The organism is Alkalimonas sp. (assembly GCF_020831925.1).
In the GTDB taxonomy this organism is placed as follows: Bacteria; Pseudomonadota; Gammaproteobacteria; order Enterobacterales; family Alteromonadaceae; genus Alkalimonas.
This window is the reverse complement of sequence record NZ_JAFIFQ010000022.1, coordinates 38964-54551: the sequence shown is the minus strand read 5'-3', so window position 1 is coordinate 54551 and position 15588 is coordinate 38964. Positions and strand designations below refer to the sequence as shown.

The window sequence follows — 15588 nt, the reverse complement described above, 5'->3', positions numbered from 1 at the left end:
AGCCAATAGCCAAGCCTTGCTGCTGATGCCAGCTTAGCCGCCAGATCCAGATGTTTGGCTCGCCTATGGGGACAGCTTCTGACCAGTGCAGGCCATCGTCGGAAACCCAGGCATAGCTTTGGTGGCTTTGCTGACTGCGGTCATGCAAAGCGCCGGCACCATAAAGCATTAGCCGGCCATCTGGCAAAATACTAAATTTGGCATCGCGCAAATCGGCATCCGGCAGCTGAATAACCGCTGTGCTAAGCCAGTGCACCCCATCCAGTGAGCGCAGGATACGGAATTGCCCGTCCGGCGAGATATGGGCACTGCCTTCCCGAAACACGCACCAGAAGGTACGGTGAAAGTGGATCAGATCGGTAAAGGCATTGTGCGCTGCCTGCTGCCAAATACACTGATGCTGGATGCCCATACATTTTTCCAGAAAAGATCGAATGTCACAATCTTATCAGGTTTTGTACCGCGATATCAGTTGATCCAGCTCGGTCGCCAGTGCTGCCAACTGCTCACTGATCGTTACCGCCTGACTGGTCCCTTCAGCCGTTTCCTGCGCAATCGCAACAATGGCATGCACATTCTGGTTGATGGTTTCCGAGACGGTGGTTTGCTCTTCGGCGGCACTGGCGATTTGGTTGTTCATATCATTGATGGTACTGACCGCCCCCTGGATTTCGCGCAGGGCTTCATCCACCTTGGATGCTTCAGTCACGGTATGCTGACTGCCTTCTTTGATCTGATCGATGGCCGATACCGCTTCTTTAGCGCCTTGCTGCAGCCGGCCAATCATATCGTTGATTTCCTGCGTGCTGGTCGAGGTTCTGGCTGCAAGAGTCCGTACTTCATCGGCAACCACGGCAAAACCACGACCCTGCTCACCGGCCCGGGCTGCTTCAATGGCCGCATTCAGAGCCAGCAGGTTGGTTTGTTCCGCGATGCCGCGGATGACTTCGACCACACCACCAATGCCTTGAGACTCAGTACCAACCCGGCTGATCACCTCCACACCAGTCTGTACTTGCTTTTCAAGGCCATGAATGACTTCAATGGCATTTTGCAAGGTGACAGCGGCCTTACGCACCTGGCTATCAGCATCGTTGGCTGCATGAGCTGCATTGCTGGCACTGCTGGCAACATCCTGAGCCGTGGTCGCCATTTCATGCATAGCAGTGGCTACCTGGTCACTTTCACTGTGCTGTCGTTGTACCCCTTGCTCGGCCTGATGCATTAGCCCGGATAGTGACTCGCCGGATTCGCTCAGGCTATTGACCGAGCTGCGGATATTGGTGACCAGCTCAGCCACCTGAGCGGCAAACTCATTAAAAGCGTGCGAAAGCTCACCGAGTTCATGCCCTTGGTCATCCAGCCGCTGTGTTAAATCTCCATCACCTTGCGCAATCTCTTTCATTGCCTGGACTGCCTGAGCAAGTGGTCCAAGAATACTACGTGCCAGCGTCAGGCCGAGTGCAATCATGGCCGCCAGCAGCAGGAGTGCAATCAGGCTAAGTTGAAAAGTGCCCGCTTGCACCTGTCGGTTGGTTTGCTGTTGCAGGGTTGCCAGCTGTTCATTGAGATCGTCAATGTAAAAACCTGTAGCCAACACCCAATTGGTACCAGGAACCAGCATAGCTTTCGCCAGCTTAGGGGCTGGGACTGAGCTACCAACTCTGGGCCAGTTGTATTCGACATAATCACCACCACGCTGTGCTGCCTGAATGTATTCTCTGACCAAATGGCGGCCATCCGGTGTGGTGCTGTTGTAGAAGTTTTGCCCTTCCCGTGCAGGGTTGTCGGCACTGACTACCTGAACGCCTTGCGTATCGTAAACGAAAAAGTAGTTTTCCCCTTGCTCGTAACGCAATTGCCGCAGGATCCGTTTGCGGCTTGCTTCATCAGGAGCCGTGGCACTGGCGGTGATGGCCAGCTCTAAAAAGGCATCAAGTTGCGCCCGTCGCTCGGCAAACAGGGACGCTTGCATTTGGGTAATGCTCATGTCGGCAATAGCTCTGGCCTGACGAATGGATTGCCAGGTCAGAATCAGAGCCAACAGCAACACTGGCAGAATAGCCAGTACCATGATCTTTTGTTTGATGGATAAAGCTTGCATAAGAGACCTCAAGTTGGCTAAAAGTGCCACTTCACCAGCAGGTTGACATTGTTTTCATGACTTCTGAAAGCAGGACTGTCGGCAATACCAAATTTATTGCGCCAGAAGACATACTCGATACCAAGCCACAACTGACTTTCCATGCCAAAAGACGGGCTGGCAAGCCATTTTAATTGGGGGGTAAGATTTAAATTGGCACGTTGATCGGCACTGGTACTGGCCCAGTCCATAAAGCCATCCAGTAAGAATTGCTGCTTACCGAAGGTAAAAGGGTAGGCCCAGACCAGTGTTAACTGCCAGTTGTTGGCAACCTTATCATTGTTGCGCCGATAGACATTGGCCTGCACGAAGCGAAAACCGGGCACGGCTAAGTCCACGCCGGCACCATACAGATAATTGGTGGCCAGGCTACTCATTTCAATATGGGCTGCCAGCAGCACATCTTTGACCGGACCAAACTGGTAGTTGCCGCTGGTGTTTTTCCCCAGGCTAAAGCGCGGTTGTAGTTCGGCATAGTTGGTGCGAGTGCCATCCTTAAAGCGCATATGGTCCAGGAAAAAGAAATTATCACCCCAGCTGGTATTAGCGGCGTGTTCAATGGTGAACACATGCCGTGTTGGGTCGCCAATGCGGTAGTTTTCGCCATACAAATACGTTAAGCGAAAGTCCTGCCATAATACCTTAGCTTGGGCCGGCAATAGAAACAAACTCAGACATATCAGAAAGATACGCATAATAATAACCAGCAGAATATCGATAGATTGAGTTAAGACCTGAATCGGCGTTCTGGCAAGTTATTTTGATGGCATGGCGTTAATCCGTTTGCAGCGCGGTGATTGGGTCCAGTTCAGCAGCACGCATGGCTGGATAGACACCAAAACCCAGCCCAATCAGAGCGCAGATGCTAAAAGAGATTAAGATAGCCGGTAGTGACCAGCTGACCGCCCAGCCAGAATAAAACGCAATCAGCTCGGACAAGACAATGCCAAACACAATGCCAAGCACACCGCCCGCCACAGCGATGGCGAAGCTTTCGGCGATAAACTGTACCTTGATGTCTTTACGGGTGGCGCCAATGGCTCTGAGCAAGCCAATTTCTTTGGTGCGTTCCAGTACCGTCGCCAGCATGATGTTCATGATGCCAATGCCGCCAACCAGCAGGGAAATTCCTGCCACGCAGGACATCACAATATTAAAAATCTGCTGGGTTTGTTTTTGCTGTGCCAGCAAAGCGGCTGGTACTATCAGGGTGTAATCATCAATGCCGTTGTGGCGGTATTGCAACAGGTGTTGCAGCGCCCGGGCTGTGGCGGCGGTATCTGCATCATCGGCCAGTTGCAGGCGAAAGGCATCCAGTTCGGCTGCTAAGTGGCCGCTGCTAAAACGACTTTGTGCGGTATTCAGTGGCATAAACAACTGATTTTGCTCACCACCAAGCTCTACCCCCTGAAAGTCCTGACTACCCTGAAAGGGTTCGTCCAGTACGCCAATAACCTGCAGCCAGACATGATTCACTTTGACGTAGTTGCCAAGTGCGTTGCCGGCGGGAAAGAGCTGCCTGGCCATGGCAGAGCCGAGCACGGCGACGGGCGCAGCCAAGCGATCTTGTTGCTCGGTAAAGGGCTTACCCTGGGTAAACGGCAGACTGCTCAGTTCAAAGTGGCTTGGGCTAACCCCGGATGCTTCGCCATCACTCTTACCAAAGTGACTGATAATCGCATAACGTTCAATGGTGCGCTCTGCACTGAAGGCGGTGACATCAGGCAGGGTGGCCATGGCAGCCTGCACATCGCCAAGGGTTAAACCAAGCGAATGCTTGCGGTGTTCCAGCAAGGTGGTTTCATCAAAGTTGCGTCCTTCCACAATCAGGTTGCGCAGTCCCATGGTTTCGATGGTTTTCAGTGCTTCGCGCTCGGCTCCTTCACCGATATTCAACATGGCAATGACGGCGCCGACCCCAAAAATCATGCCCAGCAGTGTTAAAAAGGTGCGCAGTTTGTGCTGGGCCAGCTCGGCCAGGGTATCACGAATTAAAATAGTGCCGTTCATGGTGCAGCCTCCGGCTCTGTTAAGGCGATCCGATCGCCGCTCTGAACCCCGGATACAATTTCTGCATGCGTCAGGCTCTTCTGGCCAATCTCCACCGGCTGTCGTAAAAAGCGTTTGCCTTTACGTTTCCAGACATAGAGCTGATTTTCTTCGCTGAACAACGATTGCAGTGGTACCAACAAGAGTGCATCGGCACTGGCCAGCTGGATCTCACCCAGAATACGGCTGCCGGGCATAAAGAGTGGCGATTGTTCATCTGGTGCTACCTCTACTTCGATATAACGCCGTGGGTCACGCCGCTGTCTGGACTGTGCCACCTGACCGACTCGTACCACTTCGCCAGTAAATTGCGTGGCTGGGTGTGCAGCCAGGGCAAATTGGACTGGTTGGCCAACGGCAAGGCCGGCCGCTTCGTGCTCAATCACATAAAGTTTCAGGTGCTGTAAACTCAAGTCAGGCAAGCTGCCAATGCGCTGGCCAGGAAACACCATGCTGCCGACTTCAGCTTTTTGTCCGCGCCAGTCACTATCCAGCTGCAAAATGCCGGCATGAGGCGCTCGGACTTCCAGGGCATTGAGGCCGCTTTGTGCGGTATCCAGCAAGGTCTGTTGTTGATTAAGCCGTAACTGCAACAGCTCCTGTTCTCCGGCCGACTTGCTGGTAAAGCTGTCTTGCTGCCAGGTTAGAAACTGCTTTTTTTCTTCCAGATAGTCGCGGTTTTGTAAGGAATCCAGAATTTCCAGTCGGGAGCGGATTTGCACATCGTCAATACTGAATCGATCGGCAAAACCAAACTCCTGGCCCACTAAAGCCTGGCTGAGCGCCAGACTGGAGAGCTCTGATGCTTGCTGGCTTTGTTGCTGCATGCGCTCGGAATCAATGGTAGCAATGCCATGCTGGGCGGTGCGTTCATCGCGTTGCAGCTGGCGAGCATCGAAGCGGACAATCAGATCGCCAGGTTGTAACTCGGTAAATTCAGCTTGGATCTCCGCGATTAGCCGTGGTCCCTGTGCTTGCGGCGCATTGATGCTGGTGGAGTTGACCGCAATCAGCTCCCCTTCGGCCTGCACCTGATGAAGGAAAGGCTGGGGTTTGAGTTGCAGTACTGGGGTGGTATCGCTGTCTGTCTGACAAGCGGTCAGGCACAGTAGCAGGGCGAGCACACCTGTGGTTCTTGGTATCATGATGCCTCCCTGCGGCTGAGCTGGATGGTCAGACGCGCCGTCATGCCTGGGCGCATAATGCTGGTATCCAAGTCATCAAAGCGGATGGTGGCGTCCACCACCCGGTTCAGTTGCTGATTGGATTTATTGCGCACTGACGGGGATAGCTCTTCTACCAGGCCAGAAAAGCTGCGATCGGGATAAGCATCCAGCGTGATTTGTACCCGTAGGCCAGGGCGAACAAAGCGGATATCGACCTCATCGAGTTCGGCACGGATTTTAAGGGTATCCAGCTGGCTGACCGCTGCCACCGGGTGACCAAATTGTACGGTGTCACCAACGGCCGATTTCTCACCCTGGAAATTGGGCAGGTAAATGACCATGCCATCAAAAGGAGCTCTAACCTGCATGCTGGCAAGCTCTTGCTGCAACTGATTAATTTCTGATTGCAGCCGGTTGATACGGGACTGCAGCAACTGGGCCTCAACCTGGCGTTGTTGTTGATGAAACTCGAGCCTAGACTGTGCCAGGGTATGCTGATTGGCCGCTATGGTGTAATCAATGCGGGCTTTTTCACGCTCATTGGCAGAGCGCGAGTGATCGACGATTTCAGCCCGGCGCTGGAAACGCTGATAGTCCATCAGGCGTTCGGCCAACTCCAGCTTCAGTTCCTCATGCCGTTCTTCATCTTGCTGCAACTGGTTGCTTTGTTCCTGACGTAAGCTGCTCAGCTCCATTTGTTTGTTGCGCAACTGCTCCGCCAGTGTTTGGCCATCAAAGGCCACCACCATATCGCCAGCCGCTACCAAACTGGACTCCGGAGCCATCCGCTGAATATTGTATTGCCACATCCGACTGACACTGGGGGGCGAAATTTGCTGGCTGCTGGCTGCAAACAACTGACCAGTGGCGCGGATGGTCTGGCGCTGTACCTCAGGTTGAGAGGGCGTATCGGCTTGGCAAGCCAGCAGCGACCAACAGAGCGTTATGCTCAGTAGCAGTCTATGGGGAAGTCTCATGGCTGCACCTTAATTAATAGGCCAAGCCCCAAACGCGCATCTGCAACGGGCAGCTGTTCGGCATGAAACTCTGCACGGAAATACAGCCCCTGACCAAGTTGCCGTCGACGCTCACCTTGTTGAGCGAGTGCCTGCAGCTCTACCTTGAACTCGGTGTCTGGAGCACTATCGAACTGAGCGGTGAATTGACTGGCTTGTTGCAACGCTTGCAAGTCGACCTCATGCACCCAGGCTTCAATCAGCAATTGATCTTTTGCATGCACCTGAGCAATGAGCCAGCCCGGTTGCGCGGTCATGCCGGAAAACACCGGCGTACCATACCAGGGGTGCATGCCATAGCTAATAGCTCCATCCACTTCGGCAGTGACGCTCATAGCCGACAACTGCTGCTCGGCATCTTGCAGCTCCCCCAGTTGCTGTTCAATTTGCAGCCGCTGTTTGGTCAGCTCGGTATCACGGGCAACCTCAACCAGCTGCAGCGCTTTGAGAGCTTGCTCGGTGGCGGTTTTTGCCCGGCGATAATCCAGTTGGTGCAGCTCGTAATCGTACTCGCTTAAATTGGCACGCGGCACCGAGGCATCAATACCCGCTTTTTGTTGCAGCAAACTGCGACGTTGCCATTCATAGCGCGCTTCCATCACGGTGAGATCATGCTGTAATTGCAGTTTATTCAGTTGGTCGCGGGCCGTGTCTACCTGAGTTTTGAGCCGCTCAATGGTGCTTTGCAGGCTGCCTGCATCAAACACCGCCACCAACTCTCCGGCGCGAACCAACTCATCTTCTGGTTTTAACCACTGCACCTGCACCCGCCAATTATCACTCATCGGCGAGACTACATTTTGCCGCTCCGACGACTGCAAGGTGCCGGTGAGTAGCACAGGTGTTGGCTGGCTGGTTGCGAGTAGTGAGCAGAGCAACAGGCTTATCCCTGACATGAACTATCCTCCAGAATGATGCCGTCACGCATACGGATCACGCGTTTGGCCCAAGCTGCTATTTCATCCTCGTGTGTGACCATCACAATGGTATTACCCTGCTGGTGCAGCTCTTTTAACAGTTGCATAATTTCAATTGAGGTTTTGCTGTCCAGGTTGCCGGTAGGCTCATCGGCAAAGATCACTTTCGGATCATTAATCAGGGCCCGGGCTATGGCCACACGTTGGCGTTGCCCGCCCGACATTTCATGCGGTCTGTGGGTGATCCGATGGCCTAGCCCAACCCGCTGCAAAAGCTTGGCCGCTTTTGCCAGCGCTTCATCTTCCGGGATGGCACTATAGCGCAATGGCAATGCCACATTTTGTTGGGCCGTTAAACGTGGTAACAAATGAAAAGACTGGAAAATAAAACCAATGGAGCGGTTGCGAATGTGGGATAAATCTTCATCAGACAGTTCTGCCACATTTTGGCCAGCGAGCAGGTAGCGCCCACCGCTTGGGGTATCCAGACAGCCTAGGATATTCATCAGGGTGGATTTGCCTGAACCCGATGTCCCCATAACGGCTACGAACTCGTTCTCTTCAATGCTCAGATCAATGTTGTGCAGAGCCACCACCTGGTTATCGCCCTGGCCAAATACCTTCTGCAGTTGCTGAACTTCAATCATCCATGAGGACTCGTCTAAAAACCCGAGACAAGATTTTGCCACAAAAAAAACAGCGCGGCTGTGAAAGGCCGCACTGAGGGAGAGCTAAAGTGTAACAGAGTGTTGCTTTGTTGTTTAATCCGGTAGTTGCAGATGCCTTACCAAAGTGAGCAACTGCTGGATGGTAGTCAGGCTATAGCGTTGCAGAATCAATTGCCGTCCCAGGGTAAGAGCAAAGCGCTCGCAGCGAGCGCGCAATGGTTCATTGGCTATGTGTTCTAAATCTGCCACATGGGCCAGCCCGACCGTTCGGCGGATCAATTCGCAGCCGGCATAGCCGATGCTATCCGCCAGCACTTGCTGTAAATAGAAGCTTTGATAACTGCTGTTGGCAAAGCTGCTTTCTTTGGTCTGGGTTTGCATTAACAGGCTAAACTCGCTGGCAAAATCCTGCCAAAGTGCTTCGATTTGTGCAAGCAGATAGCGTTGCTGCTGCTCGCGGACATCGGTATCCTCTTGCAAACCAAACTGACCGGCATAACTGATGAGCAAATTCCCCAGCAGGCTACCTACATCAAAGCCGACGGGGCCGTAAAAGCCAAACTCGGCATCGATCACTTTGCACTGCTCGGCACTGACAAAAATACTGCCACTATGCACATCACCATGCAGCAATGCCTGTGGCTTGGAAAGAAAATCCGCTTTCAATCGTGCAACTTCTGCCTGTAAGGTCTCATCGTGCCAAAGCTCACGTGCCTGGGGCAAAATGGCCTGATGAATACTGTTGCGTTCATGATTGCAGTAGGGATCGGTAAAGAACAAGTCTTCGGTGATCAGGCAAAGCTCCGGGTTTAAAAAGCGGGCCACCTCGGTTTTCTTCTGCAAGCCATTTAACACAAAATCACTGGTATGGAACAAGGTGCGAGCCAGATACTGCGCCATCTGACTGGCCAGCTTGGGGAACTGTTTGCCGGCAACCAGAGCACTGCGCAATATTTCCAACTGGCCCAGGTCTTCCATCACAATGGCGGCTTTGGCAGCGTCGTAATGCAAAATCTTCACCGTGTGCTCTGGGCAAATGCGGCCATGACGCAGCAGCACCTCGGCCTCAATACGGGCACGATCGATAGTCAGTGGCCAGCTTTCACCGACACAGCGGGCATAGGGCAGGGCTTGTTTTACAATCAGGCTGCGGCCATGCTGGTTTTTAACCCGGAACACCAGGTTTAGATTGCCGTCACCAAACTCTTCGGCTTCCAGTTTGTCGCTGTCACGAAAGGTGTCACCATGAGTTAATGCAAACTGTCTGGCATCGTCGGCGGTAAAGATTTGGTAGTCGGTCATAGGGCATCCGGACTTGTCAGGGCAATAGAAGAGCTGCATAATCGCAAACATTCTAGACGTCTGCAAGGCTAAAAAAGGCATAAGGCATGAAAAATATGACGGGTCTTAGCATCAAGACCGAGCAAGGCCAACTGTATATTCTGGATCAGACGTTGTTGCCGCATCAGCAACGCTGGCTGCATTGCACCGACGTGGATCAGATGGTGGCTATGATTCAGCAATTGCAAGTTAGGGGAGCTCCGGCCATTGGTATCGCTGCATCCTTGTTGCTGGCTTACCGGGCTGGGCAGGGTGATAGCCGTGCCGAACTGCTGCACAGTGCTGAAGTACTCAGAGCGTCGCGGCCTACCGCGGTCAATCTGATGAATAACCTCGATTCCATGCTGGCCGCCTTGCAACAGCCAGATTATGCCAGCGCTGCGGTGGCCTGCGCCGAGCAGCTGTTTGCCGAGGACGTGCAACTGTGTCTGCAGATGGCAGAGCACGGTGCGGCCCTGGTGCAGCCGGGCGAGCGTTTGCTGACACACTGCAACACCGGTGGTTTGGCTACGGCTGGGGTAGGCACTGCGCTGGGTGTGGTGCGGCTGGCGCATCAGCAAGGCAAACAGATCCAGCTGTGGGTCGATGAAACCAGGCCCCTGCTGCAAGGCGGGCGGTTAACTGCCTGGGAGTGCCAGCAGCTAAATATTCCCTATCAACTGATTTGTGACAATATGGCGGCCATGCTGATGGCACGAGGTGAGGTTGATCGCATCTTTGTTGGCTCGGATCGCATTGCGGCTAATGGGGATTTTGCCAACAAAGTTGGGACCTACAACCTGGCGGTGCTGGCGCACTATCACCAGATCCCGTTCTACGTCGTGGCCCCCCATACCACGGTCGACCCCAGCTGCAGCGATGGCCGTCAGATCCCGATCGAGCAGCGCCCGGCAGAAGAAGTGCGCGGTGTTGCCGGCAGTTTTGGCAGCGTTTGCTGGGCCCCGGAGCAGGCCGCGGTGTTTAATCCGGCCTTTGATGTGACCCCCGCTAAACTGGTCACCGGCTGGGTATTGGATAGCGGGGTGCTTGATCAGGCAGCTGTTGCCACTGGAGCCTTACAGCGGTTGGTGGCAGGATAAAAAAGCCCGGAGCAAGCTCCGGGCGAAAGACAAGGATAGACAGGGTGGAACCGCCTTTTCGGGGCGACAAAAACAGCTTAAGTTGTTTCTGCTTTGCTGACAAAGGAGATAAATCCATGCATCGGGTGAAAAAAATTCAACCATGCAGGGATCTGCTCAATGGGTGCGCAGCAGTCCAAAAATTGGCTTTTTAAGCAACCCTGTAATGGGTGCCAGAGCGGCTATCCAGGCCATCAGCAGCAACAAGATCGCCGCGAAGGCAAAAATCATTGGGTTAAACTGCAGTGCAAAAGCCGACAACCAGCCGCTGGAGTGCAGCAGCCAGGCCAGTGCGGCCAGCGCCAGAGGCAGTGTAAGCAGCAGCGCTAGTAAGGGCTGGCTGGCCGCTCTGGCGAGCAATCGCCCGTCGCTTGCGCCAAGTGCCAACAGCACGCCGTACTCTTGTCGTTCTAACAGAATGCGGTTACGTACCTGGTAGTACAAGCTAAAGAACACGGTAAGTAGCACCAGTAAAATCATACCGCTACTGAACCTGAGTAGTTGACGACTTTCCTGATCTTGTTGCTGCAAGCGTGCAGCAAGTGATTGTACGGGTAAAAACTCAGGCGCTGTCAACTGTTGCTCAAGCCACGCCATGAATGCAGGCTTAAGCCTTGCCTGGTGCTCGGCAGGAAAGTAGAGCTCGAGGCTGCGGCTAAATTGCACCAGCATGGCAGCGGACTGATGATGCAGGTAGGCTGTCGGTTGGGCGCTCTGGCTAAAGCCATGATGAGGGATATCCGCGACGATAGCCACTATCGGGTGGCGGCCGGCAAAGCTGCCTAAGTTCAGCTCACTGCCAAGCAGTGGCTGATCAGTGCCCGCAGCAAGCTGCTGGGCCAGTGTTTGGTTGATAACCACACCCCCATGCCAGTCGTCATCCCCCTGCAAGAGCGGTACCTGCAGGCGGGAAAAATAATTGCCGCTTACGATGCGTTGTTGAATAGCGAGGGGGCCAGCCAGGCGATCGTCGTTTAACTCGTTGCTGTTTTGGCTGTCAAAAGAGCCAACCTCAAAAGCGACCTCCGCAGCCTGCACCTGAGGAACATTGTTCTGTACCAGAGCTGAAAAATCGAACCCGGTGGCACTTTGTTGCACCGGCAAGGCCAGTAAGCCGGTATCCAGAGGATAACTGCGAAACTGCTGCCATTGCTGCCAGCTCAGGCCCAGCATAAAAGCCAGTGCTACCAGAGCAACCCAGAGTTGAGCGGTTAAATTCAGTTGTGCCAGCCACTTTTGGCTGCGGCTGCGGCTTTGCCCGGTTTGTCGGCTAAACAGTGCCTGCTGTGAAAACCGCAGCACCGGCAAACAGGTGCAGCCAAACAACAGGAGGGCGACCAAAGCCAGGGCGGCGAGCCAGCGCGGCCAGTCGAGCGGCAAGCCGGCTTCGCCTACCGTGCTTTGCAGGCTGTCGCTGTGCAGTAGTTGCAGTAAGCCCAGGCTTAGCAATGAAGACAGCACGGCGGTGGCGGCTATCAAGATCACAGCAACCAGCAAGGGGCCGCGCAGCAACTGCAGCATACTGGCGCCTAGCACCTGTTGAATGCGGTAATTTTCTTGCTGCTGGATCAGCCGGCTGGTAAAGACGGTAAAGGTATTTAAACTAAGCACCAGGCCAAAGCCAAGCAGCAGGACCAGCCCCAACTGCCATTGCTGCAACAGTTTCAGCCTGGCCGGTGGGTCCAGGTTAAGCCCGGTGTGCACCATCAGCTCGGAGCCATCGCCACCCATTCGCATACCGGGTACGGTAAGATCTTGCTGGCGTAGATGTTCGGTCAGTGCTTCGGCGTGCAAAGGCTGCGAGGTGGCTAAGATGCCGTAATAAAAAGGGGCGGCCTGTAAAAAGCGATCCAGCATGACTTCTGAATCGACAGAAAAAGGCGTGAGATAGCGGTACCAGTGATCCGACAACCAAATGTCCGGTTGAAAAGCGCCAATACGGTTTAATGAGGCGGGCAATACACCGGCAATCGGCAAGCTGATCGGGAAGCTGTTGTGGCTGAGCAACTGGCCTGCGACGTCTGGGTTGCTGCGTAAACGCTCACGCCAGTAACGCTCACTGAGCCAAACCCCAGGGGTTTCGTTCACCGCAAGCTCTTCAACGCCTAATACCCTGGAAAAGCTGTCGGAGTAAAACAAGGTGCGCAGGTCTTGCTGTGGCTCGGAACCCAATCGGACGTTAGTAGTGTGCAGGCTAAACCAGGCAGCAGCCTGTATGCCTGGCATGTCGGCAGCAGTATCGATGGCCTGGCGATGCAGCGGGGCCAGGCGGCCATCGCCATGCTGTCTGGCCAGAGTGTAGAGATAACCAGTGGGCTTGGTCCAGGTCGGAGGGGCAGAAAACAACTGGTGCCCCAGTTGCAAAATCAGCGTAAGCAAGGCGCAAAGCAGGGCAAAACAGGTGAGGATAAACAGCAGCTTGAGGCGTTGCCCTTGCCAGGAACGCCACTCCATGACCAGTTGAAAGCTCAGGTTATTACTTTGCATGGCTAAGTCGCCCATCAACCAGGTGAACGGAGCGTTGGCACTGGCTGGCAATGGTTGGATCATGGGTCACCATCACCAGCGCAGAGCCTTCGGTGGCCAGTTGCAGTAGCAGGTCCATAATGCTTTGGCCGGTAGCCGAGTCCAGATTTCCGGTGGGTTCGTCGGCTAAAATCAACCCGGGTTTGTTCACCAGGGCTCTGGCAATGGCAACCCTTTGCTGTTGCCCACCTGAAAGCTCAGATGGCCTGGCGTGCAGTTTATCGGCCAGGCCCACCTGGCCCAATACATCGGCGGCACGTTGCCGGTACGCATTGTTAGGAACCTCCGGGTTAAAGCGCAGTGGCAGCGCTACATTTTCCAGCGCCGTCATATCGGCTATCAGATTGAAGTTTTGGAAGATCCAACCTATATGGCGGTTGCGTACCTGACTTTTCTGTTGCCGGCTCAGTTGGCCAACCGGCTGGTTACGCAGCAGATACTGGCCTGCGGTTGCAGTATCCAGCAAGCCAAGAATGGACAATAAAGTGGATTTGCCACTTCCCGAGGGACCGGTAATGGCAACGCTCTCGCCATCCTGGATGCTGAGCGAAATGCCATGCAGCACTTGGTGCTTCACTTGGCCTTGTCCGAAGCTGTGTTGCAACTCCTGCAGTTGTATCAGTTCAGCCACGTGTTAACTCCTTGCTTAGAATACTCTCTTGTTGTTGCAGCCGGGCTGGCGGGTCCAGTAAAATTTGCTCGCCTGCGCGAAGGCCACCGATAATTTCCATGTGATCCCGCCCTAAAATACCAACCTGAATCTGGCGTCGAACAAAGCGATCACCCTGCTGTACAAACACATCAGCGGCGCGGTTGCCATCACGCAGGCCAAGAATAGGCGCCACCCGCAATACGCTATCCGCCTGAGCGGTGATAATGCGGGCGCTGATATCCAGGTTGGCTCTGGCGTTGTCTGGAAGTTGACCAGGCAAGCCGACCTCAACCCGAATCTGATTGTGCTGCACACTGGGATGCACCCGCAGTACCGTACCCTGCAGTTGATGCTGCCTTACCTGCACCTGCACGTTTTGGCCCGGTAAAATCCTGCTGGCATCGGATGCAGCAATTAAAATATCGGCATACAAGGAACTTGGTTCGGTAATTTGGGCGACAATATCGCCCCGCCGCACCGGCTTACCAACTTCAACGTGCTCACTTAGCTCGTTGAGCAGGCCATGGCTTTCGGCACGTATCACCAGATGCGCTAAATCTTGCTGGATCATCGCCAGTTGCTCTTTTGCTTCTTGCAGGCGGTACTGGTGAGCTCGTTCATCGGCCTGGCGTGCCTGTTGAAATGCCTGCACATTGCGCTCACTTAAACTGTGGCGTAAACGCGATTGTTCCAGCTTGGTTTGGGCGCGCAAATAATCCAGCCGGGCCAGAATTTGTTGCTCCAGCAAGGTGTGCAAAGTATCCATTTCCTGCTCAGCAAAGCGAATTTCCGCTTCCAGCATGGCCACTTCGTTCTCCAGCGCAATGCTTTCCCGCTCCAGCCGGGCGGTGGCGGCTTCCAAAGCTGCGCTGGCTTCCAAGACCGCCAGCCGGGCACGCTCTTCCTCCCGTTGCAGCAATGGGTTACGCATCCGTATCAACACATCGCCGGGTTGTGCTTCGGTGCCTGGGTACAGCTCAAGCGACTGGATCACCCCATCCACTTCGGCCATCACGCTATGGCTTTGGCGCGGTAATAACCGGCCTTGCCCCGTGACAACGGCCACCACCTCGCCGGTATCCACCTGCGCAAGGTTAATTGGGCGCTCATTGCCCTGAGTTAATTGCTGCCACGAGTGCAGCAGCAGCCAGGCAAGCAAGATGATTGCTACAACAAGCAAGGCAGGCCAGCGTAGACGCTGGCTTAGTGAAGCTTTATCAGGGATATGTAAGGTCACGGTAAATGTCCAAATCGCTTTTTGAGTGATTAGTTAAGCCTATATCCTGTTAGGGGGGTGGTCACTTTATACTGAGGTATATCCTCAAGCTGTTGCAGTAGTGCCATATGGTGTGAGTAGCGTTCAATATATCTACGGGCAAAAGTATCCGTTTCCATCATCCCTTGTAAGGGAGCGATATAGAGCAATAAGAGACCTTCTTGCTCTGGCAAGCTAATGTTAAAGGTTGCTGCCAATTCTACAGGTGAGCTTTGCACTGCGCAATCTTGGGTAAATAATTCGGCGACTTCAGGTAATGCCTGCCTAGCCTCACTAGAGCTTAGCCAATGTCCGGATTTGCTGTTGTAAAGATATCCTGTAAGGAAGATGAATTGACAGTCTGCTTGTACGAAAAAGTTTGCCACCGTTGGGAAGTCATGGGGGATGGCTTGTTGTTGAGTCGGTGTTGCGGCATAAAGTGGTTGGTAGGTATCAAATATTGTAAACAGGGCTATACATGTTAACCACAACCTGGCGGCTATACTCATGGTTAGTACTCCTCAATTGTCATTTGAACTATGTTTTTGTTTACCCTCAATGCAGCGGCAATAATGCCGCTGCATTCGTGTTCATGTATAGCAGCATACTAATTACAGTTCACACTACAGGTGTTACCCGGGAAACAGATTCTAGGACCTTCAGGTGTTTGTACGGCGCAAACAAGAGTTTCACCAACTAGAGCGCAGTCGCTAGACCCACAAGAAGCCCAAACGCCA

Annotated in this window: 13 protein-coding genes and 1 pseudogene; 1 reads left to right on the top strand and 13 read right to left on the bottom strand. The window is 53.8% G+C overall.

The window, feature by feature from the left end; all coding sequences use genetic code 11:
- The 9 genes and pseudogenes from JJU14_RS08890 to mtnK form a co-directional block, all read right to left on the bottom strand.
- Positions 1–412: pseudogene (locus tag JJU14_RS08890) on the bottom strand (exo-alpha-sialidase); the annotation flags it as partial.
- A 36-nt stretch (positions 413–448) separates the two neighbouring features.
- Positions 449–2104 carry a methyl-accepting chemotaxis protein gene (locus JJU14_RS08885; RefSeq protein WP_228612682.1) on the bottom strand — a complete coding sequence of 552 codons (1656 nt, stop codon included), beginning with the start codon at positions 2102–2104 and terminating at the stop codon, positions 449–451.
- A 17-nt stretch (positions 2105–2121) separates the two neighbouring features.
- Positions 2122–2838: a DUF5020 family protein gene (locus JJU14_RS08880; RefSeq protein ID WP_228612680.1), complete on the bottom strand. Its 717-nt coding sequence runs from the start codon at positions 2836–2838 to the stop codon at positions 2122–2124.
- Between the two features lie 79 nt (positions 2839–2917).
- Positions 2918–4153 (bottom strand): ABC transporter permease, encoded by a 1236-nt coding sequence (locus JJU14_RS08875; protein ID WP_228612678.1) that lies wholly within the window; start codon positions 4151–4153, stop codon positions 2918–2920.
- The gene (locus tag JJU14_RS08870; protein ID WP_228612676.1) at positions 4150–5337 is read right to left on the bottom strand and encodes an efflux RND transporter periplasmic adaptor subunit; all 1188 of its coding nucleotides are present in this window, start codon (positions 5335–5337) and stop codon (positions 4150–4152) included. The genes JJU14_RS08875 and JJU14_RS08870 overlap by 4 nt, the downstream gene beginning before the upstream one ends.
- Complete coding sequence (locus tag JJU14_RS08865; protein ID WP_228612674.1) at positions 5334–6335, bottom strand: efflux RND transporter periplasmic adaptor subunit; 1002 nt, start codon at positions 6333–6335, stop codon at positions 5334–5336. The genes JJU14_RS08870 and JJU14_RS08865 overlap by 4 nt, the downstream gene beginning before the upstream one ends.
- Positions 6332–7270: an HlyD family efflux transporter periplasmic adaptor subunit gene (locus JJU14_RS08860; RefSeq protein ID WP_228612672.1), complete on the bottom strand. Its 939-nt coding sequence runs from the start codon at positions 7268–7270 to the stop codon at positions 6332–6334. Before JJU14_RS08860 ends, JJU14_RS08865 begins: the two co-directional genes overlap by 4 nt.
- Positions 7258–7938, bottom strand: coding sequence for an ABC transporter ATP-binding protein (locus tag JJU14_RS08855; RefSeq protein WP_228612670.1), 681 nt, complete (start codon positions 7936–7938; stop codon positions 7258–7260). Before JJU14_RS08855 ends, JJU14_RS08860 begins: the two co-directional genes overlap by 13 nt.
- A gap of 114 nt (positions 7939–8052) precedes the next feature.
- Entirely contained in the window at positions 8053–9261 is a 1209-nt protein-coding gene (gene mtnK, locus JJU14_RS08850) for an S-methyl-5-thioribose kinase (RefSeq protein WP_228612668.1), read from the bottom strand.
- 86 nt (positions 9262–9347) lie between these two features.
- Between mtnK and mtnA the strand changes: the two genes are divergently transcribed.
- Positions 9348–10379: an S-methyl-5-thioribose-1-phosphate isomerase gene (gene mtnA / locus JJU14_RS08845; protein ID WP_228612666.1), complete on the top strand. Its 1032-nt coding sequence runs from the start codon at positions 9348–9350 to the stop codon at positions 10377–10379.
- 156 nt (positions 10380–10535) lie between these two features.
- On the opposite strand, the gene JJU14_RS08840 is transcribed toward mtnA, so the two are convergent.
- Genes JJU14_RS08840 through JJU14_RS08825 form a run of 4 tightly spaced genes read right to left on the bottom strand, consistent with a single transcriptional unit; the run spans position 10536 to position 15360 of the window.
- Positions 10536–12968 carry an FtsX-like permease family protein gene (locus JJU14_RS08840; protein WP_228612664.1) on the bottom strand — a complete coding sequence of 811 codons (2433 nt, stop codon included), beginning with the start codon at positions 12966–12968 and terminating at the stop codon, positions 10536–10538.
- Entirely contained in the window at positions 12895–13575 is a 681-nt protein-coding gene (locus JJU14_RS08835; protein ID WP_228612662.1) for an ATP-binding cassette domain-containing protein, read from the bottom strand. Before JJU14_RS08835 ends, JJU14_RS08840 begins: the two co-directional genes overlap by 74 nt.
- Positions 13568–14833, bottom strand: a complete 1266-nt coding sequence (locus JJU14_RS16715) for an HlyD family efflux transporter periplasmic adaptor subunit (RefSeq protein ID WP_228612660.1) — start codon at positions 14831–14833, stop codon at positions 13568–13570. The genes JJU14_RS08835 and JJU14_RS16715 overlap by 8 nt, the downstream gene beginning before the upstream one ends.
- A gap of 29 nt (positions 14834–14862) precedes the next feature.
- Positions 14863–15360, bottom strand: a complete 498-nt coding sequence (locus JJU14_RS08825) for a hypothetical protein (RefSeq protein WP_228612658.1) — start codon at positions 15358–15360, stop codon at positions 14863–14865.
- Between the last annotated feature and the right edge of the window lie 228 nt (positions 15361–15588).